28 protein-coding genes are annotated in these 22,704 nt (G+C 71.5%); 20 read left to right on the top strand and 8 right to left on the bottom strand.

The window, feature by feature from the left end; translation table 11 throughout:
* Nucleotides 1–92: 92 nt before the first annotated feature.
* The 7 genes from ABT245_RS16285 to ABT245_RS16255 all read right to left on the bottom strand — a co-directional run bounded on the left by ABT245_RS16285 (nt 93) and on the right by ABT245_RS16255 (nt 7,396).
* Nucleotides 93–1,607 carry a putative type IV secretion/conjugal transfer ATPase gene (locus ABT245_RS16285; RefSeq protein WP_351733941.1) on the bottom strand — a complete coding sequence of 505 codons (1,515 nt, stop codon included), beginning with the start codon at nt 1,605–1,607 and terminating at the stop codon, nt 93–95.
* Nucleotides 1,608–1,635: 28 nt separating this feature from the next.
* Nucleotides 1,636–2,085 (bottom strand): DUF6238 family protein, encoded by a 450-nt coding sequence (locus ABT245_RS16280; RefSeq protein ID WP_351733954.1) that lies wholly within the window; start codon nt 2,083–2,085, stop codon nt 1,636–1,638.
* A 58-nt stretch (nt 2,086–2,143) separates the two neighbouring features.
* Nucleotides 2,144–3,616, bottom strand: coding sequence for an SCO6880 family protein (locus ABT245_RS16275; protein ID WP_351733939.1), 1,473 nt, complete (start codon nt 3,614–3,616; stop codon nt 2,144–2,146).
* Between the two features lie 81 nt (nt 3,617–3,697).
* Entirely contained in the window at nt 3,698–5,080 is a 1,383-nt protein-coding gene (locus ABT245_RS16270) for an SCO6881 family protein (protein ID WP_351733937.1), read from the bottom strand.
* Between the two features lie 37 nt (nt 5,081–5,117).
* Nucleotides 5,118–5,813 carry a dihydrolipoyllysine-residue succinyltransferase component of 2-oxoglutarate dehydrogenase complex gene (locus ABT245_RS16265; protein ID WP_351733935.1) on the bottom strand — a complete coding sequence of 232 codons (696 nt, stop codon included), beginning with the start codon at nt 5,811–5,813 and terminating at the stop codon, nt 5,118–5,120.
* Nucleotides 5,813–6,127 (bottom strand): DUF6112 family protein, encoded by a 315-nt coding sequence (locus ABT245_RS16260; protein ID WP_006143162.1) that lies wholly within the window; start codon nt 6,125–6,127, stop codon nt 5,813–5,815. The genes ABT245_RS16265 and ABT245_RS16260 overlap by 1 nt, the downstream gene beginning before the upstream one ends.
* A 135-nt stretch (nt 6,128–6,262) precedes the next feature.
* A complete protein-coding gene (locus tag ABT245_RS16255) occupies nt 6,263–7,396 on the bottom strand; it encodes a C40 family peptidase (protein ID WP_351733933.1) in 1,134 nt (377 codons plus the stop codon).
* A gap of 513 nt (nt 7,397–7,909) precedes the next feature.
* Between ABT245_RS16255 and ABT245_RS16250 the strand changes: the two genes are divergently transcribed.
* The 20 genes from ABT245_RS16250 to ABT245_RS16160 all read left to right on the top strand — a co-directional run bounded on the left by ABT245_RS16250 (nt 7,910) and on the right by ABT245_RS16160 (nt 22,043).
* A complete protein-coding gene (locus ABT245_RS16250) occupies nt 7,910–8,665 on the top strand; it encodes a DNA-methyltransferase (protein WP_351733931.1) in 756 nt (251 codons plus the stop codon).
* A 252-nt stretch (nt 8,666–8,917) separates the two neighbouring features.
* Nucleotides 8,918–9,460: a DUF4913 domain-containing protein gene (locus ABT245_RS16245; protein WP_351733952.1), complete on the top strand. Its 543-nt coding sequence runs from the start codon at nt 8,918–8,920 to the stop codon at nt 9,458–9,460.
* Nucleotides 9,457–9,942, top strand: coding sequence for a hypothetical protein (locus ABT245_RS16240; protein WP_351733929.1), 486 nt, complete (start codon nt 9,457–9,459; stop codon nt 9,940–9,942). The genes ABT245_RS16245 and ABT245_RS16240 overlap by 4 nt, the downstream gene beginning before the upstream one ends.
* Before the next feature lie 18 nt (nt 9,943–9,960).
* The gene (locus ABT245_RS16235) at nt 9,961–10,659 is read left to right on the top strand and encodes a hypothetical protein (protein WP_351733927.1); all 699 of its coding nucleotides are present in this window, start codon (nt 9,961–9,963) and stop codon (nt 10,657–10,659) included.
* A 16-nt stretch (nt 10,660–10,675) separates the two neighbouring features.
* On the top strand, nt 10,676–10,849 hold the full coding sequence (locus tag ABT245_RS46090; protein WP_502982131.1) for a hypothetical protein: 174 nt from the start codon (nt 10,676–10,678) through the stop codon (nt 10,847–10,849).
* Nucleotides 10,850–10,855: 6 nt separating this feature from the next.
* Entirely contained in the window at nt 10,856–11,410 is a 555-nt protein-coding gene (locus tag ABT245_RS16230) for a hypothetical protein (protein ID WP_502982136.1), read from the top strand.
* Between the two features lie 147 nt (nt 11,411–11,557).
* Entirely contained in the window at nt 11,558–11,905 is a 348-nt protein-coding gene (locus ABT245_RS16225; RefSeq protein ID WP_351733925.1) for an SH3 domain-containing protein, read from the top strand.
* A 97-nt stretch (nt 11,906–12,002) separates the two neighbouring features.
* On the top strand, nt 12,003–12,485 hold the full coding sequence (locus ABT245_RS16220; RefSeq protein ID WP_351733923.1) for a hypothetical protein: 483 nt from the start codon (nt 12,003–12,005) through the stop codon (nt 12,483–12,485).
* Nucleotides 12,482–12,922, top strand: a complete 441-nt coding sequence (locus ABT245_RS16215) for a hypothetical protein (RefSeq protein ID WP_351733921.1) — start codon at nt 12,482–12,484, stop codon at nt 12,920–12,922. The genes ABT245_RS16220 and ABT245_RS16215 overlap by 4 nt, the downstream gene beginning before the upstream one ends.
* Nucleotides 12,923–12,932: 10 nt before the next feature.
* On the top strand, nt 12,933–13,346 hold the full coding sequence (locus ABT245_RS16210; protein ID WP_351733919.1) for a hypothetical protein: 414 nt from the start codon (nt 12,933–12,935) through the stop codon (nt 13,344–13,346).
* Nucleotides 13,347–13,390: 44 nt separating this feature from the next.
* Entirely contained in the window at nt 13,391–14,233 is an 843-nt protein-coding gene (locus ABT245_RS16205; protein ID WP_351733917.1) for a winged helix-turn-helix transcriptional regulator, read from the top strand.
* Nucleotides 14,230–14,742, top strand: coding sequence for a regulator (locus ABT245_RS16200; RefSeq protein WP_351733915.1), 513 nt, complete (start codon nt 14,230–14,232; stop codon nt 14,740–14,742). The genes ABT245_RS16205 and ABT245_RS16200 overlap by 4 nt, the downstream gene beginning before the upstream one ends.
* A complete protein-coding gene (locus ABT245_RS16195) occupies nt 14,739–15,974 on the top strand; it encodes an MFS transporter (RefSeq protein ID WP_351733913.1) in 1,236 nt (411 codons plus the stop codon). Before ABT245_RS16200 ends, ABT245_RS16195 begins: the two co-directional genes overlap by 4 nt.
* 33 nt (nt 15,975–16,007) lie before the next feature.
* Nucleotides 16,008–16,310: a hypothetical protein gene (locus tag ABT245_RS16190; protein ID WP_260830160.1), complete on the top strand. Its 303-nt coding sequence runs from the start codon at nt 16,008–16,010 to the stop codon at nt 16,308–16,310.
* Nucleotides 16,311–16,528: 218 nt separating this feature from the next.
* A complete protein-coding gene (locus ABT245_RS16185) occupies nt 16,529–17,755 on the top strand; it encodes an ATP-grasp domain-containing protein (protein ID WP_351733950.1) in 1,227 nt (408 codons plus the stop codon).
* Nucleotides 17,752–18,897: an MFS transporter gene (locus ABT245_RS16180; protein ID WP_351733910.1), complete on the top strand. Its 1,146-nt coding sequence runs from the start codon at nt 17,752–17,754 to the stop codon at nt 18,895–18,897. Before ABT245_RS16185 ends, ABT245_RS16180 begins: the two co-directional genes overlap by 4 nt.
* A complete protein-coding gene (locus tag ABT245_RS16175; RefSeq protein ID WP_351733908.1) occupies nt 18,894–19,514 on the top strand; it encodes an HAD family hydrolase in 621 nt (206 codons plus the stop codon). The genes ABT245_RS16180 and ABT245_RS16175 overlap by 4 nt, the downstream gene beginning before the upstream one ends.
* A gap of 30 nt (nt 19,515–19,544) precedes the next feature.
* Nucleotides 19,545–20,414, top strand: coding sequence for an SPDY domain-containing protein (locus tag ABT245_RS16170; protein ID WP_351733906.1), 870 nt, complete (start codon nt 19,545–19,547; stop codon nt 20,412–20,414).
* A 31-nt stretch (nt 20,415–20,445) separates the two neighbouring features.
* Nucleotides 20,446–20,934: a hypothetical protein gene (locus ABT245_RS16165; RefSeq protein ID WP_351733904.1), complete on the top strand. Its 489-nt coding sequence runs from the start codon at nt 20,446–20,448 to the stop codon at nt 20,932–20,934.
* Nucleotides 20,935–20,999: 65 nt separating this feature from the next.
* A complete protein-coding gene (locus tag ABT245_RS16160; protein WP_351733902.1) occupies nt 21,000–22,043 on the top strand; it encodes a SpaA isopeptide-forming pilin-related protein in 1,044 nt (347 codons plus the stop codon).
* Between the two features lie 202 nt (nt 22,044–22,245).
* Here the strand turns inward: ABT245_RS16160 and ABT245_RS16155 are convergent, their stop codons facing one another.
* Entirely contained in the window at nt 22,246–22,581 is a 336-nt protein-coding gene (locus tag ABT245_RS16155; RefSeq protein WP_351733900.1) for a DUF2267 domain-containing protein, read from the bottom strand.
* Nucleotides 22,582–22,704 lie beyond the last annotated feature (123 nt).

Raw genomic sequence — 22,704 nt, 5'->3', positions numbered from 1 at the left:
CGGAACCCCGGGAGGGGATACCCTCGTCATCGGGACTCCATCCTTGGGTTCATGGGAATCAGGGGCGCGGAAGGCGCGAACTCCCGGACCTTTCAATGCATTCGGGCGTCGGTGTCGAAGAGCGCCAGCTCGTTGGGATGCAGCAGGTGCTGGACGATGAAGGATCTGCCAGCGACTTTCCACAGACCACGGCCCCGGTTGAGGTGCGCGATGGCGTGCATTTCTACGGAGGTCAGGCCGAGCAGGGCGGCGGCGGCGTGGAGTTGGTCGGTCTCCTGGCGGTAGATGATCCGGGTGCTGCAGTCGGCGAGGAGGCCCTCGGCGAGGGCGCGGCCTTGCGATCCGGCGTCGCCGGCGGTGAGCAGGTCGGACAGCCGGTGGATCACCATGAGGTTGGCGATGCCAAGACCACGGCTGAGCTTCCACTGGGCCTGCATCCGCTGCAGCAGGCCGACGTGCCGCATCAGTCGCCACGCCTCGTCGTACACGATCCAGCGCCTGCCGCCGTTCGGATCGGAGAGGGCGGACTCCATCCAGGCACTTGCGCAGGTCATGGCCAGGACGAGGGCGGTGTCGTCGCCGGATCCGCCGAGGCGGGACAGGTCGATGGTGAGCATCGGCGCGTGCGGGTCGAAGGCGACGGTGGAGGGGGCGTCGAACATGCCGGCCAGGTCACCGTGGACGAGGCGGCGCATCGCGTGGGCCAGGTCGCGTGCGGCGTCGCCGAGCTGGCCGGACATCATGCCGGCGGCTTCGTCGAGCGCACTGGGGGTGTTGAGGGTGGCGGCGACGTCGCCGAGGAGTGGGGTGCGGCCGGTGGCGGTGGCGCGGGTGACGACGGCGTCGAGGGCGACGTCGAGGGCGGTGTGCTCCATGGGCATCAGGTCCCGGCCCAGGACGGTCCGGGCGAGGGAGCCGAGTAGGAGCAGGCGCCGTTTGCGGATCTCGCCGACCCAGTCGGCCTCCGTGACGCTGTCCGGTCGCGGGGCCGCGTCCAGGGGGTTCAGGCGTCCGGGCAGTCCTGGGCCGAGCGCGACGGATCGGCCGCCGAGGGCTTGCGCCACCGGCGTCCACTCGCCTTTCGGATCACAGGGGACGTAGACGCGGTAGCCGAAGGCGACCGAGCGCAGCGCGAAGGACTTGGCGAGCGCGCTCTTGCCCTGGCCGATCACTCCGGCGAGCAGGAGGTTGGGGTTGGTGAATCCCTCGACTTTGCCGTACAGCGCGAACGGGTCGAAGACGAACGATGCTTCCGCGTGGACGTCGCGGCCGATGTAGATGCCCTCGGCGCCGAGCCCGCCTTCGGCGAGGAAGGGGTAGGCGCCGGCGGCCACGGCGGTGGTCATGCGGTGGGCGGGCAGCTTCAGCCGGTTGTTGCGCGCGGAGGCGGGCCCGGGCCGTCCGCTCGGGGGGTAGAGCGGAGCGGGCATCTCGTGCTCGGCGGGTGTGCTCTCGGCCTGGTGGGCGGTGGCTTCGGCGCGGGCCTTGGCGGTGGCTTCGGCGAGCTGGCGGCGGGCTGCCTTGCGGCTGGCCCGGTCGGTGCCGTGGGGGGTGAACAGTGGGCTGGCGGAGGCGCGGCGGGCGCGGCGAGCGGGCCGGTGGCTCATCGGAGGCCCTCGATTCTGCGGGTGGTGCTCATCGCACGCAGGCCGTGGTGTGCGGGCGGAGGTCGGTGGGGGTGGTCTTGCGCCGGATGCTGTGCCCGGTGGCGAGGTGGCGTTGGCAGATGGTCAGCACGGGCGGCCCTTCGGGCAGCCGTTCCGGATGGCACGCGCTCGTCTCGGTATCTGCTTGCGCTGTGTTGCCGGGCAGCAGGTGGAAGGCGGAGTGGAGCTCGGTGGTGGCCTGCCACAGGCGGGTGTGCGCGGTGGCGAGGTGGCGGCCTGCTGCAGGATGTGGGGGCCCTGCTGCCTCGGCCAACTGGTCGATGAACCGGTGTAGTTCGGTGAGGTGGGCGTGCAGGGTGTCGAGGTGCCCGCGATCCGGGGGCGCGGCACGGTTGAGGGCACGAGCGTGGTGGCGGACGCCTGCGGTGGCGGCCCGAAGGTAGGGGTGCGCGTCGGGCGTGCTGGGAGGGGGAGGGATCAATGGGAGGTCCTTGCCGCCAAAGAGGCGGGAGCGGGGTGTGGGGGCGAACTGGCAGCTACAGGGTGGTGCGGGCCAGAGGGAGTGCGGCAACGGCGAACGCGTCGGGCTGCTGGTAGTTCAGCCGTCGCAGGTCGACGCCCGAGGTGACGGCGTGGGTCTCGATCTGGGCGCAGGCGGCGTCCAGGAGGGCGTCGGTCTCGGCGGTGACGGTGACGAGGCCGGTCAGGGCGACGTCCGCGTGTCCGGCGATGAGCTGACGCTCACGCTGTTTGACGTCGGCGTACTCGACGGAGTCTTCCTCGCTGTCGACTTGCCCGCGGCGGGCGCGCTCGTTGGCGTCGGCAATGATCGCGGCCTTCTTGCGCTGGACGTCCCGCAGCGCGGACTCGAGCCCCTGCGGTACGTAGATGAGGGACAGGCTGCGTCGCACGCCGGCCGTGAACATGAGGCCGTGCATGAAGCCGGCGTTCGTCTCGGTGCGGGGCCAGTTCTCCACCCAATAGGTGGCGTGCCGTGCGCTGTCGGTGGCGAGGCGGTCGTACTCCTCGACCTGGACGACGGGACCTGCGGCTGCGGGATCGGCCTCGGCGCGGCCGGTGTCGGACCACTGCTGGAGTGCGGCGAGGGCCCCTGGGTCGTAGGCGGTGCGGATGACGGCGGCGATCTCCCGCGCGGTCAGCCACCCGGTGACCATCAGTCCGGCGTTGCGGGCCGCCTGGGCGATGGACGCGGTGGTCTGCTCCATGACGGTGAACGCCCCGGGCAGCCCGCCGCCGGCCTGCGAGATCAGCCGCCGGGCGGCCTTCAGATCGAGGGAGATGGCGAGGTAGGTCTCGTGGGGTGCGGCGGCGGGACCGGCCGAGGCGACCAGTTCGGAGTAGATCTGTCCGGCGACCGGTGTCTGGGGCTGCCCGTTCTGGGCCCAGTGGCGGGTGAGGGTGTCGCCGCTGTCGGGGACGGTGCGTTCCAGCACCTGCACGGTGGCGATGTGCCCGGTGCGGGCGATGCCCGCGAGCGCGCGTCCCCAGCTGCCCACGTTGTGGTTCTGGGTGGCGGGGTCGAGGAGGGCGAAGGCGCGGCTGCTGGCCCGGGCGATGGCGGTCAGGGTCTGCCGGTGCGGGTCGTGCACGGCCGCGGCGCCGTTGGCGGAGTCGCCGGGGGTGACCACCTTGAGGGAGGCGGCCGTGCCGGGCAGGTGGAGGATGCCATCCTGCCGGGGCCGGGTGACGGGCCGGGCGAGCCAGAGCGTCTGGCCGGTGCGTCGGCGCTGTGCGTAGCGGGCGACGATCGGCGCCCAGTCGATCAGGGAGCGTCCGTGCCGACGGATCACCACGAGCGCACCGGAAGCCGCCCACAGCGGTGCCAGGGCGACGGCGCCGACCAGCCCGGTGGAGACCACCGTCATCAGCAGCAGCGCCAGCGTGCAGGAGACAAGGACGAGTTGCGGCAGGGAGAGGCCGAGGAGGATGCCGCGGCGGGACCGGTGCGGAAACTTCACCGTGACCGGAGCGACGGAGAGATCAGTCAAGGGGCGGGTCCTGAAGACGCGGGCGGAAACCCGGGGGCGGGGGTGCAGTACACGTCCCGCCCCCGGTAGACGGACAGGGGATCAGAGGCCGGTCGCAGGCGGCGGCGGTGAGGCCGTCCCGCTGGGCGTGGCGTTCTGTGCCCCAGGGGACGGCGGTGCGCCCTGCGGCGGCGGGGTCGTGGTCGGCGGCACCGACTGCCAGCCGCCTTGCTGGCCGGACGCGGCGCTCGCGCCGGATCCGCCCGGCCCCGGGCTGCCGCCCACCTGGCCGCTGGTGTCGTCGGAGACGCTCGTCGGCGCGGGCTGGACGGCCTTCTCCAGGCCGGACTTCATGGCACCGCCACCGGGCGAGCCGCCCGTTCCGCCACCCTCCGAAGCGTCCTTGCTGCCGCCGCTGTCGCCGGTCGGGTTGGCGGCGATGTCGCCGGGGAATCCGCCTCCGCCTGCGGCGTCGGGGCCTTGCGCGGCGGCGACACCCGCTCCGGCTGCCGCGCCGCCGGTTCCGGCGGTGGCCGCTGCTGCCGCGGCCTTGCGGGCGGCGTTCTCGGCGTGGGCCTTGGCGATCTGCGCTCCGGCGCCGCCAGCGCGGTGGATGGACTCGCCGTCGGTGCCGTCGGCCGCCCAGTGCACGAACTTGAACACGGCATACGGGCACAGCAGCACCAGGATCATGATCACGATGCCGGACATGACGTCGGCGAGGGCGGCGATGCCGTCCTTGGCGTCGGTCTTGCCCATGGCGGCGATGCCGAGCACGAAGATCACAGTCATCAGCAGCTTGCTGACGACCAGGGTGGCGGTGGCTTCGATCCAGCCCTTGCGCCAGCGGCGTGCGACTTCCCAGCCGCCGCCGGCGGACGCGAAGACGGCCAGGGTGACCATGACGAGGATGCCGACCTTGCGGACCATCATCACGCACCAGTAGAGGAAGGCGCCGATGGCGGCGCCGAGACCGACGACAACCGGGACGAGCCAGCCGAGTCCGGCCAGGGACCCGATCTGGCTGACCTTGACGATGCGGCGCACGGCCGACTCGATGTTCAGGTGCGCGGTTTTGAACAGGCCGTCGCTGACGGCGTCGACGACTTCGACGGCGACCGTGGTCAGGGCGATGGCGCAGAAGGCGAACAGGACCCCTGACATGGTGCCGGTGAACGCCTGGGTGAGGGCTTGTCCGTCGCGTCTGACAGCGGCCCGGACGAGTTGCGCGCAGAAGGTGGCGACCAGCAGGACCAGGCCCAGTGGCAGCAGCATCTCGTAGTTGTCGCGGAACCATCCGGCGTTCAGGTCGACTCTCGTGGTGGTGTTGACCGCCTTGGCGGCCAAGTCGGCCGCTGCTGCAGCCAGCTCACCTGCGGACTTCGCCATCCAGTCACCGATGGCCTTGCCAGGGTCCGAGGCGAAATCGACCGCGTCGCCGACGGCACAGAGCTTGTCCGCCAGGGGGTAATCACAGAAACCCACGGGGAGTTACTCCTCCTTGTCTCGTGTCAGGCGCGGGTCACTGCGTGACGCTCGGAGCGATGGCGGCCAGGGCACAGTCGTGGCCGGGGCGGCACTGCACGGCGAGGGTCACGGCGCGGTCTTCGGCTCCGCCGCCGCCCTTCTTCCAGGCGATCTGCTGCGTGCCGTTGACGGTGACGACGTAGATGTACGCCTCGGTGATCGCCGAGGGGTCCTCGGCGAGGGCCTGCTTGAACGCGCCCGGGTAGTGGCCTTCGGTGATGCGGGCGGTGGCGTGCTGGTCCTGGTCGGCCATCCGCGACCACAGCACCGGATCCGGGACCTGGCCGGAGACGGACGCCCAGTCGGCGTAGGTGGGCTCCTTGGTCATCCACGCGCGCATGCCGGCGAGCTGCTGGTCGCGGCTGGTGTCGCGGGTGTCGTAGGACCACAGCATCTGGGCTGCTGCCTTGGCGTACGCGACCGGCTCGGCGATCTGCGGAGGCTTGGGCACGGAACCGGAGTCGGCCTCGGGTTTCGGGGCGGGGGCCTCGGAGGAGGACGGGCTGTGCGTTGCGGCCGGCCCGGCAGCGGTCGGATCCCGGTGGGCGTTGCCGCTGCCGGACAGCCAGGCGACGGCTGCGGCGATGGTGAGCAGGACGGTGACGACCAGAGCGACGATGGCGATGCGTCGGTTGGCCGACCAGCCGACGCCGTAAGAGGACAGCGAGAGGGTGGGGACTCGGTTCCGCATCAGTGGACCTGCGAGCCGAGGGTGGAGAAGAACGCGACGATTCCGTTCGCGGCGCCGAGGCCGAGGGCGGCGCCCGCGGCGACGACGGCGCCCTTCTTGCCGTTGGCCTCGGCCTGGTGGCCGCCGGTGTGGTGGCCCCAGGCCCACACGCCGAGCGAGACGGCGAGGGCGCCGACGACGGCGATGATCCCGAACATGTTGATCGAGTTGACGACGTTCTTCAGCACGCTGAGCCCGGGCAGGCCGCCGCCCTTGGGCGAGATCCCTGGGTCGTAGGCGAGCTGGATGACGCGGTCTGCGAGAGGGAGGGACATAGGTGTGGCGGGGCTCCTTGCATACGCGGGCCAGACGAGGGGCCGGCGGGGGGAGGGGAAGCAGAGGGGAGATGCGCTCGGGGCGCGGAGATCGCCGTGGCCGGGCCTGTTCGGAGCGGTGTCCGGGCGGGGGCGTCAGATGACGCGGCGGGCGGCGAGAATCGTCCAGTCCTTGATCGGGGTGATCCGGACCGGCTTGGTGGTGCGCGGTGCCTCGATCACGAGGCCCTCGCCGATGTACATGCCGACGTGCTCGGGACGGCTCGCCGTGCCGCGGCTGAAGATGAGGTCACCGGGCTTGAGGTGGGCGGCCGAGACCGCCTTGCCTTCATTTACCTGCGTGTACGTGGTGCGGCTGAGGGTGACGCCGGCGTGTGCGTACGCCTGCTGCATCAGCGAGCTGCAGTCGCAGCGGCCCATCGGGTCGGGGCCGTGGGCGTTGGTGCAGGATCCGCCCCACTGGTAGAGGGTGCCGAGCTGGTGCATCGCCCACTCGATGGCGTTGCGTGCCTTCGGGTCGGCGTCCTTGGGGATCTTGTATCCCTTCGGGACGCTGCCCTCGGGGATCGGGCCGAAGCCGGAGCCGTCCTGGCCTGGAGCGCAGCCAGTAGTGCCGGCTCCCGGGTCCTTGCCTGGGTTCGGCTCCTTGGCGTCCTTGTTGTTGCCGGCGCCGGGGAAGGTCTTGGCGATGGCTTCCTGCAGCGCGGTGGCCAGGTGCTCCCACTGCGCGTAGGCGTCCGGCAAGCCGGACTGCTGGACGGCTTGAGCGGCTTGGGTGACGGTCATCTGCTGCCACCCGTGCACCTTGAGCAGGTGCTTGTAGAACTGCTCGCTCGCGTACGTCGGGTCACGGATCTGCTCGGCGGTGCCCCAGCCCTGGGAGGGACGCTGCTGGAACAACCCAAGGCTGTCCCTGTCGCCGTAGTTGAGGTTGCGTAGCCTCGACTCCTGCATCGCCGTGGCGAGCGCGATGACCTGGCCCTTCTTGGGGACGTCGAGGCTGATACCGGTGGCCACGATCGTCTGGGCATTGGGCACCTGCTCGGCGGGCAGGTCCAGGCCCTCGACGTGGACGTTCTTGCCGGACGCCCCGTCGAGGATCTTGGTGACCTGCTCGGCGACCTTGCCGGTGTTGATGTCGTTCAGGCAGATGAGGGAGCTGCTGCTGCTTTGAACGGCGTTCGCGGAGGACGCCATCATCATGCCGGTGCCGGCGAGCAGAAGCGGGGAGAGGAAGACGACGCCGATGCCGGCGGCGAGCGCCTTCAACCGGAGCGGACCGCTCGTGGGTCAGCGAGGTCGGGCAGGGGTGGGTAGCGAGACGTCATGAGCGTGTCCTTCGGGGGTGCGGTGTCCGGCGTGCCGCGTGCGCGAGGCGTGGTGGAAGGGCGCGGCGGCCGGGGTGGGCGATCAAGGCGGACCGATGTGGGGCGAGTTGCCGCTCGCTCCCAGCTGGCCGGGCCGTGAGCTAGGTGTGCCGGGGCAAGGGGGTACCTCCGTGAGGTGTGGCGGGGGAGTAGCCAGCGGCGGTGTGCGCCGGGCGGTTCAAAACAGTAGATGCGGATTGGCGGTTGACCAAAAAGCTGGCGCGAGGTGCCGGAATCCGGCACCTCGCACGGCACTTCTTGGTCGTCGGCGGATTCGCCTCTACAGTTTTTGGACTCCCCTCGCCTCCTCGGTCTGCGGCCCTGGGCTTCTGCACGCCCACTTCCGGCCTGCGAGGACTCCTGTGCGAGGCGGCTAGTTCCCACCGTGAATCCGCACCCGAATAGGGGCCCCTCTTTGCCTTTTTCCCTTCACCAGGGCGACGCCCTTGCCGTTCTCTCCGGCTTTCCGGACGGCTGCGTCGACTCCGTCATCACCGACCCGCCGTACAACAGCGGTGGCCGGACCGCGAAGGAGCGCACCACCCGCTCCGCGAAGCAGAAGTACACCTCCGCCGATGCCAAGAACGACCTCGCAGACTTCACCGGCGAGAACATGGACCAGAGGTCCTACGCGTTCTGGCTGACGCAGATCATGACCGAAGCGCACCGTCTGACGAAGACCGGCGGGACCGCGCTGCTGTTCACCGACTGGCGTCAGCTCCCGACGACGACGGACGCGATCCAGGCCGCCGGGTGGCTGTGGCGCGGTGTGCTGGCCTGGCACAAGCCGCAGGCCAGGCCGCAGAAGGGCCGGTTCACCCAGAACTGCGAATTCATCGTCTGGGCGTCGAAGGGGGCGATCGACGGCTCCCGGAACCCGGTCTATCTGCCCGGCATGTACTCGGCGTCGCAGCCCTCGGGCGCGCAGCGCCGGCACATCACGCAGAAGCCGGTCGAGGTGATGCGCGAGCTGGTCAAGATCAGCCCCGAGGGCGGCACGGTCCTCGACTTCTGCGCCGGCTCCGGCTCCACGGGTGTGGCCGCTCTGCTGGAGGGCCGGGACTTCATCGGCGTGGAGAAGACCGAGCACTACGCGTCGATCGCGGCCGACCGGCTTACCGAGACGATCCGTCAAACCCTCACGCAGGACGACGTGGATCTCACCGACTGAGCCCCGTCCCGTGCCTGCCGCCCAAGGCGACCGGCTCCCCATGCGAAGCCGTCGGCGAAATACCGCCGGAGTGGCCGTGTAGCTCGCCGAATGAACCGCACAGACGCTTCCGTCTTTCTCTCATCCCGTGTCTCGTAGGAGGCCGAACTTTCAATGCCCGAATCCACAAGACCGTCTGACGATGGCGAGTTGGAGCCGGTTCGTATTCCGGATCGACAGCTGGAGGGAATCGAGGCGAGCGTGCGGCGGCTCATGGAGCAGTCGGCGCAACAGGCTCAGCAGCTCGACCACCTCGCGTCCGCCCCGTCACCGAGCGGATCACCGTTCGCCGCGTTCGGCATGCCAGGTCTCGGTGGGCCGCCTCCGGCCGCTCCACCGGAGCCCCGCCCGATCCTGGAACTCGATGGAGAAGAACGTGAGGACGAACTCGACGCCCTGTCCGACTGGGTGGATGACTTCTTCCTGCCGGTGTACGGGGCGGAGGTCACCACCGCGGCACCCTGGTGCCTGCAGTGGCAGGAGCACGACGACGTCGTGGCCTGGCTTCACGCCCTGTGGCTCGCCTACCAGCAGCACAAGGATCCCGAAGCCGGGCTGTCTGGCCTGTTCGTGTGGCACCGGGACTTCCTCACCCACGCCGTTGCGGCGATCCGCGCGCCGGGTGGGCCGCTGTCGGCGTGCATGACCTCGCCCGACCGGCCCGCGCACCGTCTCCTGCCCGGCCCGCCGCCGTCCGTGCGCACGGAGACCGCGGCCACGACACAAGCCTCCGAGCCGGACGAGCCGACGTCATGACCGCGGGAGCGGGACAGCCCGCCTTCGCACTGAGCTTCGACCCCCGCGCGCTGACCGATCTCCTCCAGGCGCCCAGCGACATACGCGACCTCACCCTCGCCTACCTGCAGGAAGTCGTGAACGCGCAGCGCTTCGGGCTGCGTCTCGACGGTGACCTGGAGGGATTCCGGAAGCTGTTCGTGGACTCGCGCAAGGACTGGCGTGTCGTCTACGGCGTCCGCCCGGCGCCCCCGGAGTCCGCGCATCCCAAGGAGATCCACGTCGTCGCCATCCGGCCGCGAGCAGGCAACGACGTCTACGACGAGGTCGGCCGCCGCCTGGGGATGACCCGTCGGCCGCTGAGCGCCCGCACCCACGCGGCACGCTCGCGTTCCCCGCAGCTGACCACCCGCACTCCCGTGCCCCGGCCCGGTCCGCCGCCCACCGCACTGCCGGGGCTGCCCCGTTCCGCCCCAAACCCCGCGCACCACCACACCCGCTGAACGCACAGAGGTCCGCCTATGCCCCCTCCACCCGCGCCGGCACCCACCCGGCGTGCGGTCTCCGCGCTCGACCACCGCCTCGAAGCCGTCACCGGGCACGACATCGACACCCTGTGGGCCTACCGCGACCGCGGCGTCCTCGACGAGCAGCACGCTCAAGTGGTCGACCGGCACCGTGAACTGGCCAAGGCCCAGACCAGCGTCACCTTCTACCTCCGGCTCCTCAACCGCCTGTCCAGCGGCGAGTTCGACGCCGATGGCGCTCTAATCACGCGCCTCGGCCGCACCGTGGACCAGCTGGAAGAGGCTGCCGCCGCGCGGGACGCCGCGGCTAGGAAGGTGCTCGCCGCCCTGGAGCCCATCGAAGCCGCAGCGGCGGCTTCCGCGCACGACGCCCGGCAGCTCTCGACGGATGACCAGGCGGCGCTGCTCGCCATCGCCGGCGGCGCCAAGCTCTACGAACACCTGCTGACCGGCGGGATGTCCGTCACAGCCGCCTCCGGTACCCGCATCCCCCACGCCAAGCTGCAGCAGTTGGAGGACGCCGGCCTGGTCGTCCGGGACACCGGCCACCCCGTGCACGCCGGTCAGCCGGTCGCGCTGACCGACGCCGGACGGGCCGCGCTGTTCGCCGCCCGTCGGGCTCCCACGGTGCAGGCGCCGAAGGTTCCGGCTCGCCCCGGCGCATCGCGGCCCACCCCGGCGCAGCGGCGCTGAGTTCACCGAAAGGCTCTTGTTGTCTCCCACCGACCCGGCGCCGGACCGGAAGTCCATCCCCCAAGTCGACTTCGATCTGGACGACCTCGACGCCGACGAGGAGAAGTACCTCGACTTCTACCGCAAGGTCGCCGTCCACGAGGACATGCTCGTTCCCCTCGCCGAACACCACGACGGCCCGCACAGCTAATACGTCCTGTTCGACCGCACCGCCACCTGGGGGCACCCCGGCATGCCGCAGGTGCTCGCCGTGCATCTGCAACGCGATCAGGAGAAGCGGACGTTCAGCTTCGAGCATGCCCCTTTGCCGCTGCCCGCGATGGCGCAGTCCTGGCTCATCCACCGTGGCTGTCCGCACGATGCCATCGGCCTCGCCCCGCTGGGCCCGCCGCCGGCGGACGAGGCCACGCGAGCCCTGGAGCGACGCCTCGCCGGCGACCACTACGCCATGGGCTACTCCTACACCAGCGACGACCCGGAAGACATGGTCATCGTCGTGGCCCTGCGCGCCCTGGACGAGCGCGCCCCCTCACCGTTCCGCGTCGTGGTCGAAGATGTCGACACCGCAACGTGGACGCACACCCTGCGCGAGGGCGGCTTCGACACGCTCGGCGAGGCACTGCAGTGGTGCGACGACCGGCTCACCGGCGAGTCCGGCCCTCTCCCGCCGGTGCGCCCGGCAGCCGCAGCCAGCCGCCCGGCCGGCTTGCCGAAGGCCCCTGCGCCGCGCCCGCCCGGCCGCTCACGCTGAGCGTCAAAGCCGACCAGGGCGGCGCAACATAGCCGACGATCGCCGGTTAGCCAAACCGGCGAATCTCCGGACTCTTATACAGCCGCCGGGACAACACTCGCGGCACCTTCCCCGCCATCCCTATGCCTTCACGGAGGTTTCTTCCGCATGCGCTCCACCCGAATTGCCATATCCGCAGCCATGCTCGGCGCACTCGCTCTGCCGGTGCTGTCCGCCACCACCGCCAGCGCGGCCCCGACCGCCGCCTCCGCTCTCCCCGCGAGCGACTGCTACGACCACCCGTACCTGCCGTACGCAGTGCACACCAAGGCCGTGACCATCCGGTCCAAGGCCACCACGAAGTCCACCGCGCTCGGCGTGCTTTACCGGGGCCACAAGTTCAGCGTCGCCAAGAAGAGCGGCAACTGGCTCTACATCACGGACAAGACCACAGGTGTCAAGGGCTGGGTCTCCGGCACGTACGTCTACCGCGACGTCCGGATGTGCCTGGACTGACAGGCCCCAGCAGGTGCCCGTAAGCGGTCCAGCCACCGGGTACGGCAGCCCCTCCCATTCCCCAGGGATCGGCCTTTCCAGAACAGGAGATTTCCCTTTGCCCGATGGCATATCCGATGAGTCTGAGGATGTCGTGGGCGTGCTCACCGAACGGATTGAAGCGCGTTTCGGCATGGGCATGAACCAGTTGAAGGCTGCGGTCGCCGCCGCGCCGACCGCGAATCCTGATGCCACCGACGTCGTCAAGTGGCATGGCCTTCTCGTCGAGGCCCAGTCCGTGCTGGAACGTGCGGAGGACGATCTTGTTGCTGCGCTGCAAACCCAGCCCAGCGAGGTCGACGATCCGACGATGGGTCTCGCCCACCGGGTGAATGCGGCCGTCGCTGTCCGCGACGGCCGGGCCATGGTCGTGCGGTGGCTCCTCGACCCGGACGCTCCGGGGAAGAAGGATCTCGCCGCCGAGCGCCTCGCCCGCTTTCGGTCCCGAACCGGCCCGGCGGTGCAGACCAGCGTGCCCCGCCGGCCCGCGGGCACAGCCGCACCGGCATCGGCGTGGCGATCGGCAAGGACCGCCCGATGAGCCGGGACAAGGCCAGCACCATGGACGCCGACCTGTACATGATCTTCGGAAGGCCGGTGCCCGAGCTGTACGAGGCGGCGGCCGGCCATGATGCCTCGCCCGCGCTCGCCCGGGCCCTGGAACTGCGCTCGTTCCTGGCGCTCACCGAGGAGCAGGTCGCCCGCGTCCGCGACCGCGTCTACGCCGACATGGATCCGGACCGCGACATGGACGAACTGTCGGCGGACAAGCTCCGCTTCGACGCCCAGTGGCTGGAGGCGGCGCTCGACGCCCGCGACGGCTACCGCGCCGCCCTTCGCGAGTTGCTGTGCACCATGCCCTCGCCCGGCCAGCGGGCCTGGTCCGCCCGCACGCAGCTCACGGCCGCCGCATCCCTGCCCCCGTCTGCCGCCCCGGCACCCCAGCGTGCCGGGGCAGCCCGGGCCCGCCGACCGTGAAAGCCCCCGATTGCCCCACCCCATGTCCACCGACATAGCCGGACGGATCGAGGACCTGTACGGCGCGCCGCTCGCCGACCTCGAAGCCCACGCCCAGGACCAGCCGCCCGGCATGCTCTCCGCCCTGCTCGGCATGCACGAGGGCCTCGCCCTCGCCGAGCGCAGCATCGACGTCCACCGCGACCGTCTCGCCCGGCTCCTCCACGCCGAGCGGCAGATCGGCCCGCACGAGGTCTCCCACCTCCTCGACGGTGCACGTCGGCTCGCCGAAGCCGTCGCCGTCCGCGACGTCCAGGCCAAGTCGGCAGCTGCCGTCCTGCAGAGCCTGGCCCGCGTCCCGGCCCCGACGCCTGCCCCGCCGGCTTGCTCGCCGCCCGTTCCGGCTTCGCCTGTTGCGGCGCCGAGCCCGGCGCCCAGCCGCTGACCCCCAGGCGATCCCTCTCTTTCCTTCACCCAGGAGTTCCTCCCTTGGCCATCACCGCTCTGCCCCCTGACACCGACGCCGACATCGCCCGGGTCACCGAGGCCCTCGCCATGATCACCCCGCGCTGGAACGTGAGGATCCTCCTGGCCCTCTCCGGCCCGCCGCTGCGCTACAGCGAGCTGGCGGGCAAGGTGTCCTGGCTGCAGAACGGCCAGCTCCACCCCAAGCTCAAGTCGTTGTGCGACGCCGGGCTCGTCGAACGCACCGAACACACCGCACGGCACGTGACCTACCGCCACACCGAACGTGGCGCGGCCCTGCTGCCGGTTCTGCCGGTGATCGTCACCTGGGCCGAGGAACACCTGGAGAAGGCGGACCGCCCGCTGCCCGCGATCGAGCAGATCGAGGACAGCCTCACCCTGCTCACCCGGCACCACGCCGCCGCCATTCTGTGGGTGCTGAAGTCCCGTGAGGAGGTCAGCGGCCGGGCTCTGGCCCGGATCGTGATGCCCAGCAGCGACTGGACCAACATTTATCCGCCGCTGCGGCAGCTCGTCGCCGACGGCCTGGTCGACACCGAGGGCCTCGGCCGGCCCTACCGGCTGTCCGCAGCCGGTGACGGCCTTGGCCCCGTGCTCGGCGCCCTGTCCGCGTGGTCCGCCGGGCAGCCCCTCGACCAGGCGGCCCACCATCCGGTCTGGGGACACCCGCAGGCGAAGCCCGCGCCGATGCCGTGGCTCAGCAGCCAGCCACGGCCGACCCCCGCGGCGCTCCCACCCGCTCGCACGACCGGATCCTCTCCGGCGTGGCACCACCGCGATCTCTTCTCGCACGCCACGACCGCCCGCCCGAAGGCAGCCATTCCGGCGGGCGGCCCGCGCCGATGAGCACCCCCTTCACCCCTGCCGAAGCGCGCCACGCTGTCGAACTGCTGGCCTCGCGCTCCTTGATCCGCCTGGTCACCGAGATCGATGACAACGGCGCTATACCGCCGCGACGGCTGGCCGGCACCCTGCCCGACCTCTCCACGCACCAACTGCGAAGCGCCTCCGACACGGCCCGCGCCCACGGCCTCGTCCGGATCGCGCCCGGCTCCGGTCTGGAACTCACCGACGGCGGAATGGAGTTGGCCGACCTGTACGACGCGATGGCGCGCTGGGCTCGACGTCACGCCGTCCCGGCCCCGGTCTGCGAGTTCAGCCGCCGTATCCGGCACGTCCTCGACCTGTTGGCGCCCTCGCTCACCACCGAGCACGGCGATGGCCTCGCACCGCTGTCCGCCGTGACCGGCGCCGGGGCGGCGGCGGACCTTGCCCGTCCCCGCACGCTGCTGATCCAGTGGCTGGCCGCTAACCCCCAGGTGGCCAGGGCGTTCGAGCCTGAGCCGGTCGCGTGAGCGCAGCGGTCACACCCCGGCACGCACGCCACACCGCCGGGCTGCTGCGCGGCATCTACCTGCCGCGCACGGCGGACGCGTTGGCGTTCGCCATGTCCACCTACGGCATCCCGCTGCTGGTCCTGGCCACCACGCGCTCCGCCGCGCTCACGGGAGCGGCGTTCGCGTTGGAGTGGATCCCGAGGCTGGCGGCGTTCGGGTGGGCCGGATCGATCGTCGACCGGCGCGGGGCGTCCGTCGTCTTCCACCTCGCCTCCCTGGGACGTGCGATGGCTCTCGCCGCCGGCGCGGTCCTGCTCCACCTTCACCCGTCCGGCACGGTGGCGAGCGTGACCGTGATGGTGCTCGCGGCGGTCACGGGCGTGCTCACCGAGTTCAGTTACATTGCGGCCGAGACCGCGGGCGCCGCCGCCGGCCGCCGAGCGGGAACGCGGGCCCATCGCGTTCAGGCCGTCCTGCTCGGCATCGACCAGATTGCGACCCTGGCCGGGCCGGCGCTCGCCGCAGTGCTCCTGCTCGCAGGGCCGCCGCCGATGCTCGCGGTGATCACCGTGTTGTCGCTTCTCGCCGCGCTGCTCGCCCTGCGAACACCCCCCTCGCCCGTCGCCCCGGCCCGCGCGCCGAAGCGGCAGGCCAGCGCCGGGCTGCTCGCCGGGTGGCGCACCATCCGATCGCTGCCCGCGCTCGGCTGGCTCGTGACCGGGCTGACCCTGTCCAACCTCGCCACGGGGCTCCTCCAGGCGGCCGGTCCCGTGATCGTCGTCAAGCACTTCGGGCAGTCCACCACCGACGTCGGCTTGGTCTGGTCCGCCGCTGCCGCAGCGACGCTCCTCAGCGCCACCCTCTGCCGGGTTGCGATCGACCGCCTGGGCCTGTGGCCGGTGGGCGCCGCCTGCGCGGCCCTTGCCTCGCTCGCCACCCTCGCCGCCGCCCAAGCCCCCGACTACCTCTCCTACCTTGTCCTGGTCGCGGTCCTCATGGCGGCCGAGGGCGGCATGACGGTGGTGCTGCGCACGCTGCGCTCCCTGCTGATCCCACCGGAGAAGTTCGGCAGCACCCTGTCGGCGACCATCCTCATCCTCCTGCTGCCCTACCCCGTCGCTGGCGTACTGACCGCGCTCACGCCGCCCGACGCACTGGGGCACGTCATCACCGCTTGCGCCGTCCTGCAGGGCCTCGGACTGGCCCTCGCCTTCACGCGCCTGCGCACCGACCCAGCCCTGCGCACCTGACCCTGCACTTTTCCCGAGCCTGTGGAGAACCCCATGCCCACCGCCGTCTCCAGGATGAACCGTGCGAGCGGTCGCACCATCACCGAGCGGTTCCACGCCTTCGACACGCAGAACCCGCACGTCTACCGCGCCCTGGAACGCATGGCCGCCCGCCGCCTGGCCGCAGGTGCCACGCGCGTCGGCGTGAAGGACCTCTTCGAAGACCTGCGCCGCCAACTCCCGTACGGAGTCGCCGGGCTGAACAACAACTTCACCGCCCTCTACGCCCGGCGGCTGATCGCCGCGCACCCGAACTGGGCCAGCGCGTTCGAGCTGCGCCGCCGCCGGGCCGACTGACAGCTCCCCGTCCGTTTCCTCCCCTCTGAGCACCCCCGGCCCTGCACCGACTACGCCGCTCAGCCCCGCCTGTCCCGCTCGCGCTGGAGCAGGCGGGGCAGGCGCAGCATTCCTCGGCCGCCGAGGTCCGCCGTCCACACATCCCCGCCCCCTGTTCCAATACGAGGAGCCTTTACTTGTCCGACCGTCCTGTCGTCCTGGTCGTTGCCGCATCCGACATGGAGGCCGAGGCGTACCGCGGGTACTGCCTTCAGTCCGTGGCCGCCGCCTACGACGTCGTCCTGATCACCGGCGAAGAGCCCTCGTGGGAGACGCCGTACCTGCGGGACTGCGTGGTCGTGCCCGACCCGACCGACCAGGCGGCGCTGTCCGCCGCCGGCCGGGCCCTGGCCGACCGCTACGACCTGGCAGGCGTGTTCACCTGGACCGAGTGGTACCTCGTCCCGGTCGCCCGCCTCGCGCGCCAGCTCGGCCTGCCCACCACCATGCCGGAGGCCATGCAGGCGTGCCGTAACAAGGCCACCTCCCGTACGTTGTTCGCCCGGCACGGGGTCCCGTCGGCCGCCTCGGTGAGCGTGCGCACGCGCGCCGAGGCCCAGGCGGCGGCCGAGCGGATCGGCTACCCGGTCGTGCTGAAGCCCGCCGCGCACGCGGCCAGCATCGGGGTGATCCGCGCCGACACCCCCGAACAGCTCACCGCCGCCTTTGAGTTCGCCGACCAGGCGGCCGGGCTGGGGCTCGAGTCCACCAGCGTGCTGGTGGAGGAGTATCTCGACGGACCCGAGGTCTCGGCCGAGTGCGTCACCTACGGCGGGGAGACCACCGTGGTGGCCGTCACCCGCAAGACGGTCAGCGCCCCGCCGTATTTCGAGGAACTGGCCCACTCCGTCGACGCCGCAGACCCGCTGCTCGACGTGGTCGCCCCGGCGGCACGGGCCGCGATCCACGCCCTGGGGATCACCGACGGCGTCTCCCATGTCGAAATGCGCCTGGTCGATGGCCGGCCGCGGCTGGTCGAGGTCAACGGCCGGATCGCCGGTGACATGATCGGCCACCTCGTCCAGCTCGCCACCGGCATCGACCTGCCGCGCGCCGCCGCCGACATCGCCTGCGGCCGTACCCCCGACCTCAACCCGACCCGGTCCTCGGCCGCTGCGATCCAGCTGCTCTACCCCGACACCTCCGGCACCCTGCTCCGCCTCGGATTCGACGGCGTCAGCCCGCGCTGGCTGGAACGCGTGCACTTCCAGCACCAGGTCGGCGACCAGCTGCTCCTCCCGGCCGACGGCGGCAACATGTTCACCGCCCGTATCGGCTACCTGATCACCACCGCGCCCACCGCGGACCTTGCACAGGCCCGCGCCACGCAGGCTGTGCGCCATCTGCAGGTCGACGTGGCGCCCCGCACAGCCGGCGAGCCAGCTGCGGGTGGCCGCCCCGCATGAGCCGCACCGACGCTTCCGTGCGCCGCAGCCGGATTCTGCTGACCGGTTACTTCCTCGGCCTGGGCGTGGTGATGGCGGTCTGGGGCGCCCGGATGCCGGCCGTCCAGCACGCCGCCCACCTCACCACCGCCGGCCTGTCCCTCGTCCTGCTCGCCGCAGCCCTCGGCATGGTTGCCGGACTGCAGGCCGGCGGTCGGCTCGCCCGGCCCGACCGACTCCCCTTGCTCCTGATCGGCGGAGCGGTCGCACTGGCAGCGGCCCTCGCCCTGCTCGGGCAGTGCCGGACGCTGGCCTCGCTACTCGCGGCGGCCCTTGCCTTCGGTGCCGCGCACGGTGTCCTGGACGTCGCCGCCAACACCGCGGCGGTCCGCTGCCAGAACGCCGCCGACCGGCCGGTCATGTCCTCCCTGCACGCCGCGTACTCGATCGGCGCCCTGGGCGGTGCCGCCCTGGCCGCCGCCACGGCCCGCACAGCCCACAGCACCCTGTTCCTGGCCACCGGGCTCACGCTGACCGCGACCGTGCTCGTGGCCAGCCCGCGCACCCTCGCACTGAGCGGCGCCGACCAGCTCAAGCTCCCCGAGCCCCAGGAGCCCGGTCAGGGCAGGGCGGGAGGTGTGTGGCTGTTGGGGGCGCTGGCGGCTGCCAGCCTGCTGGGCGAGGGGGCGGCAGCCGACTGGGCCGCAGTCCACCTGCACACGCTGCACGCCACAACCGCCCTCAGCGCGACAGCGTTCGCCCTCTACAGCACGGGGATGGCGATCGGTCGGCTCACCGGCGACCGGCTCACCGCCGCCATCGGCGCCCCTGCCGTGGTCCGCACCGGCGCTGCGCTCGCCGCCGCCGGACTGGCCACCGGCGTCCTGGTCGACAGCGTGTCTGCGGCGCTGGCCGGTTGGGCGGTCTTCGGACTCGGCCTGTCCGGCACCGTCCCCTCCCTGATCACCGCCGCCGGCAGACACGGCCCAAGAGCCGTCGCCACGATCTCCGTCACCGGCTACCTCGGCCTCCTCGCCGGCCCCGCCGTCATCGGCGCCCTCGCCAGCGCCACCACCCTGTCCGCGGCCCTGCTGCTGCCCGCCCTCCTCGCAGCCGCTCTCGCCGCCCTCACCCGCCGAGCCCTGGAGAACACCGCCCCTTGACCCGTCCCACCGGCCCCGACGCCGTCATCCTCGACTACAACGGCGTCCTCGGCCTGCAGCCCACCCGCGCCCAGTGGCTACGGCTGGCCCGTACCGCTTCCTGGCCCGAAGACGATCTCGCAGCATTCCAGCGCGCCTTCTGGAACGCCCGCGACCTCTACGACGCCGGCCAGCTCAGCGACCTGGCGTACTGGGCCCGCGTCCTCGGCTCCCACCCCGGCCTCCGCCTGTTGCGCGAACTCCTCGCCGCAGACACCGACATGTGGACCGCGACCGACGCCAGTGTCCTGTCCGTCCTGCGCCGCGCCCATGCCACCGGACTGCCGATGGTGCTGTTGTCCAACGCACCCGCCCACCTCAGTACCGTGCTCGACACCCACGACTGGCGCCGCATGATGACCCAGGCGCTCTACTCCGCCCGCCTGCAGCTGTGCAAGCCCGCCCCGGCCACCTACCAGCAGGCACTGCAGGCCACCGGGGTGAGTGATCCACGACGCGTGCTGTTCGTGGACGACCGCCCCGACAACTGCCACGCCGCCGCCCGCCTGGGCCTGCGCACGCTGCACTACACCGGCTCCACCGACGCCCTCCGAACAGCCTTGCTGCCCGCTGCCTGACTCATCCGCCTCGCCGCTACTGAGGAACCCGTGTCCCTCCACGACGACCTTCACACGCTCGACGGAGACGTCTTCGTCTCCCCACGCCATCTCGCCAGCAGCACCTTCACCGGCGACCCCGCCCTCACCCCGCTCCTCGACCATGGCTGGGACCTCCAGCACGACGACCTCGGCAACGTGTACGTGAACTCCCCCGACCGGCGCGTGCGCCTGGGCTACCTGCCCGAAGGCGAGGACGACGGACTCTGGCGCATCAACGCCCACAAGGACCCGTTCGGCCCGCCGACATGGGGCGTCTGTTTCAACGACCGCGTCCCCACCGAGTTCGTCCAGGCGTTCACCACCGCGCTCGCCACCGCCTACGAGCAGGGGCCGGACGCCTACCTCGCCCGGCCGGTTACCGGGATCCACGAGCACGATCCCTTCCTCGCCGTCGTCCCGCTCCTGCAGCAGGGCTGGGAGATCGACCGTCCCCGCTGGGGCGTCTTCGCCGTCCAAGCCCCGGACGGGCTCGCCGGCATGGAGTTCACCACCGGCGACCTCGATCCGGAAGCCGAGCTGACCACCCGTGACACCCGCTGGCAGCTGTGGGCGGGAAAATCCATCGACCGGCCCCTCTGGTACGCGACGGCCAGCACCGACACCCCCGTCGCCCTGCTCACCGCCGTTACGCAGTGCGTCGCCGATCCGGCCCCGCTTCCCCGGTGGCGCCAGGACACCCTCAGCTACATCGAGGGCATGGCCCAGCTCACCCCCATCGTTCCCCCGCAGCCGCCAGCCCCTACCCCGCTCGACGTGCAGCGGGCTGCCGCATCCCGCCGCTCGGCCGCGCTGCCCGCGGCCAGCGTCCCACGCTGGAGCACCACCAGCCGACCGGCCCTGCCCGGCCCGCGCCGATGACGCCGGCCCCACCCCCGACCGGAGATTCCTCTTGTCCCTGCAGGCCGCCGAGTTCTTCGCCGAGCTATGCCTTCCCTTACACGACTTCGCCGTCGTAGGAGCCACCTACTTCGCCGTGCCGGTCCCGGGCGCACCGCTGCGGCTGCGAATCGACTTCACCGCCACCATCCACGCGGACACCTACGGCGGTCTTCGTGTAGCGGTCATCCACCCGGACCGCGGTGAAATCGACGCGGTCGCCCTCAGCTTCCTCGATCACGGCACCTTCCACCGCCGCGACGAAGCCCACAACACCCAGCCGAACACCAAGCAGTACAGCACGTTCCGCACCTACCGCTATCCCGGCCGTCCACCGTGGGAGGGAGCCGTCACCACCGGGCTGCGCGACGCCATCGAGCAGTACACCGCCGTCTGGTTCCCCGGCGCCTGGGCCGCGTCCACGCCGAACCGCACCGCGGGTCGTTCCGCGCACCAGGCGCCCGCCCCGCCGGCCACCCGCAGCCAAGCCCGCCCCCGCTGAGTCCCGACCTGGATCCCCGTCCGGTGACCGACCTTCCACCAACTGATCAAGGAGTCCCCTTCCTCGTGCACGCTCGTTTCGTCCGTGGCGCCGTCCGATCCGCCGCCGTCGCCGCCGCAGTGACCGGTACCCTCACCTGGGCGCCGGTCGCGAACGCCCAGCCCTCCGAACCGACACCCTCGACCTCGGCAGTCGCTGCCGACACGCCGGCCGCGGACGCGGGCAGCGTCGAGATCACCACCAGGGACACGGCCGGAGATGTGCTCCCCGGCGCCGCGTTCCTGCTGCTCGACTCAGCCGGTCAGGAGGCCGGGCGCGGGACAACCGACGCGCAGGGGAAGCTGACCTTCCCCGACCTCACGCCGGGCGCCTACCGGCTCAAGGAGACGGCCTCCGGCAGCCCGCTCCACGAGGTTGTCGCCGACCAAGACGTCATCGTCACGCCCGGGGCGACCACGCGGCTGACGATCACGGACTCGTACAAGGCCGCCAAGGTCCTCCTGCAGGCCAAGGACGACAAGACCGGCAAGCTCCTGTCCGGCGCAACGGTGAACATCGGCACCGGCACCTCGACGCTGCTCACCCTGACGACCGGTGCCAAGGGCACAGCCTCCGGGGAACTGCCGGTGTCCAGCCGGAAGACGGAGTTTTGGGTCAAGCAGGTCAAGGCACCCGCCGGATACGGCCTCTACAAGCCGTCCAAGACGTTCACCGCGGGCCCCGGCGCCCCTGTGACTGTGACCGTCACCAACACCAAGGCCGCGACCAGCCCGAAGCCCCACCCCTCGGACAAGCCGACCACCGAGCCCACCGGTACCCCGTCCACCCCTGCGGATAGGCCGGGCAGCGAGACCGGCGGGGCCAAGCCCTCCGCGCCGGGCACCGGCACGCCGGATATCGACCCTTCGGCCACCGCAGCCGCAGTCCCGGACGGCGACTCCACGCCGGCGACCCAGGCAGGCTCCCTCGCCCACACCGGCGCCGACGCCACCCCTTGGATCGCCGCAGGCGCGGGGATCCTCATCGTCGCCGGCGCCGTCACCCTGGTCGCTGTGCGCCGTCGTAGGGCTGCCGAGTCCGAGCCCGACGACAACAGCAAGACCAACTAGCCGAAGATCAACCACCGCCAGCAGGCCCCCGTAAAGCGCATCCGGGGGCCTGCTGGCGTCTATCGACGCCGAACCGCTGCCCCACCTCTGGCACGTGCGGCGTGCCGCCGCTATGCCTGGCCCGGCATAGCGCAGGCCGGCCCGCGCGTGGACCGTTCGCACCGGCACGGCCGAGCGCTGTGTCGTGCTGCGCCCCGACTGGTCAGGCTGGCTGGGGGCGACCGAAGAGAAGGTCGTAGCCCGCGGGGAGCTGCAGCAGGATCCGGTTCAGCAGGTCGTCGCCAGCGATGTCGGCGACGACGCTGAGCACGGCGCTGACCTCCCAGGCCGCGGTCTGCTCGGTGGCGCCCTCGATCCAGGCCGCTGTCGCCCGGACGAACCCTTCTGGCACAAGCGGTTCGTGTGCCTGGAGCGGGTTGAGCAGGACCAACGCGAGCGTCTCGGGGAGGCGGGCGGCCAGCTCGCTTCGCACCTCGCCCACCAGGTGCGCGCCCAGCAGAGCGAGCACGACGCGGGAGGATCGTTCTGCCTCTTCCATGGTCGGGTATTCGCCGCGCTCTTGGACCGCTGCCAGGAAGCGTCCCAGTTCACACGCATGATCTCCTCCCGAACGAGCGGGCGGGCACCACCGCGAGGGGCTGCCGCACGGGCGGCAGCCCCG

The organism is Streptomyces sp. NPDC001508 (assembly GCF_040298665.1).
Classification (GTDB): domain Bacteria; phylum Actinomycetota; class Actinomycetes; order Streptomycetales; family Streptomycetaceae; genus Streptomyces.
Note: the sequence above shows the minus strand (reverse complement) of the source record. Positions and strands in the feature narration are given on the sequence as shown.

Bases quoted from the DNA above. Each gene is read 5' to 3' on its own strand.
- ABT245_RS16200 (WP_351733915.1), top strand. From the start codon at position 14,230: ATGAGCACCCCCTTCACCCCTGCCGAAGCGCGCCACGCTGTCGAACTG.
- ABT245_RS16180 (WP_351733910.1), top strand. From the start codon at position 17,752: ATGAGCCGCACCGACGCTTCCGTGCGCCGCAGCCGGATTCTGCTGACC.
- ABT245_RS16265 (WP_351733935.1), bottom strand. From the start codon at position 5,813: ATGCGGAACCGAGTCCCCACCCTCTCGCTGTCCTCTTACGGCGTCGGC.
- ABT245_RS16190 (WP_260830160.1), top strand. From the start codon at position 16,008: ATGCCCACCGCCGTCTCCAGGATGAACCGTGCGAGCGGTCGCACCATC.
- ABT245_RS16260 (WP_006143162.1), bottom strand. From the start codon at position 6,127: ATGTCCCTCCCTCTCGCAGACCGCGTCATCCAGCTCGCCTACGACCCA.
- ABT245_RS16225 (WP_351733925.1), top strand. From the start codon at position 11,558: ATGCGCTCCACCCGAATTGCCATATCCGCAGCCATGCTCGGCGCACTC.
- ABT245_RS16235 (WP_351733927.1), top strand. From the start codon at position 9,961: ATGCCCCCTCCACCCGCGCCGGCACCCACCCGGCGTGCGGTCTCCGCG.
- ABT245_RS16155 (WP_351733900.1), bottom strand. From the start codon at position 22,581: ATGGAAGAGGCAGAACGATCCTCCCGCGTCGTGCTCGCTCTGCTGGGC.
- ABT245_RS16285 (WP_351733941.1), bottom strand. From the start codon at position 1,607: ATGAGCCACCGGCCCGCTCGCCGCGCCCGCCGCGCCTCCGCCAGCCCA.
- ABT245_RS16240 (WP_351733929.1), top strand. From the start codon at position 9,457: ATGACCGCGGGAGCGGGACAGCCCGCCTTCGCACTGAGCTTCGACCCC.
- ABT245_RS16245 (WP_351733952.1), top strand. From the start codon at position 8,918: ATGGAGCAGTCGGCGCAACAGGCTCAGCAGCTCGACCACCTCGCGTCC.
- ABT245_RS16185 (WP_351733950.1), top strand. From the start codon at position 16,529: ATGGAGGCCGAGGCGTACCGCGGGTACTGCCTTCAGTCCGTGGCCGCC.
- ABT245_RS16215 (WP_351733921.1), top strand. From the start codon at position 12,482: ATGAGCCGGGACAAGGCCAGCACCATGGACGCCGACCTGTACATGATC.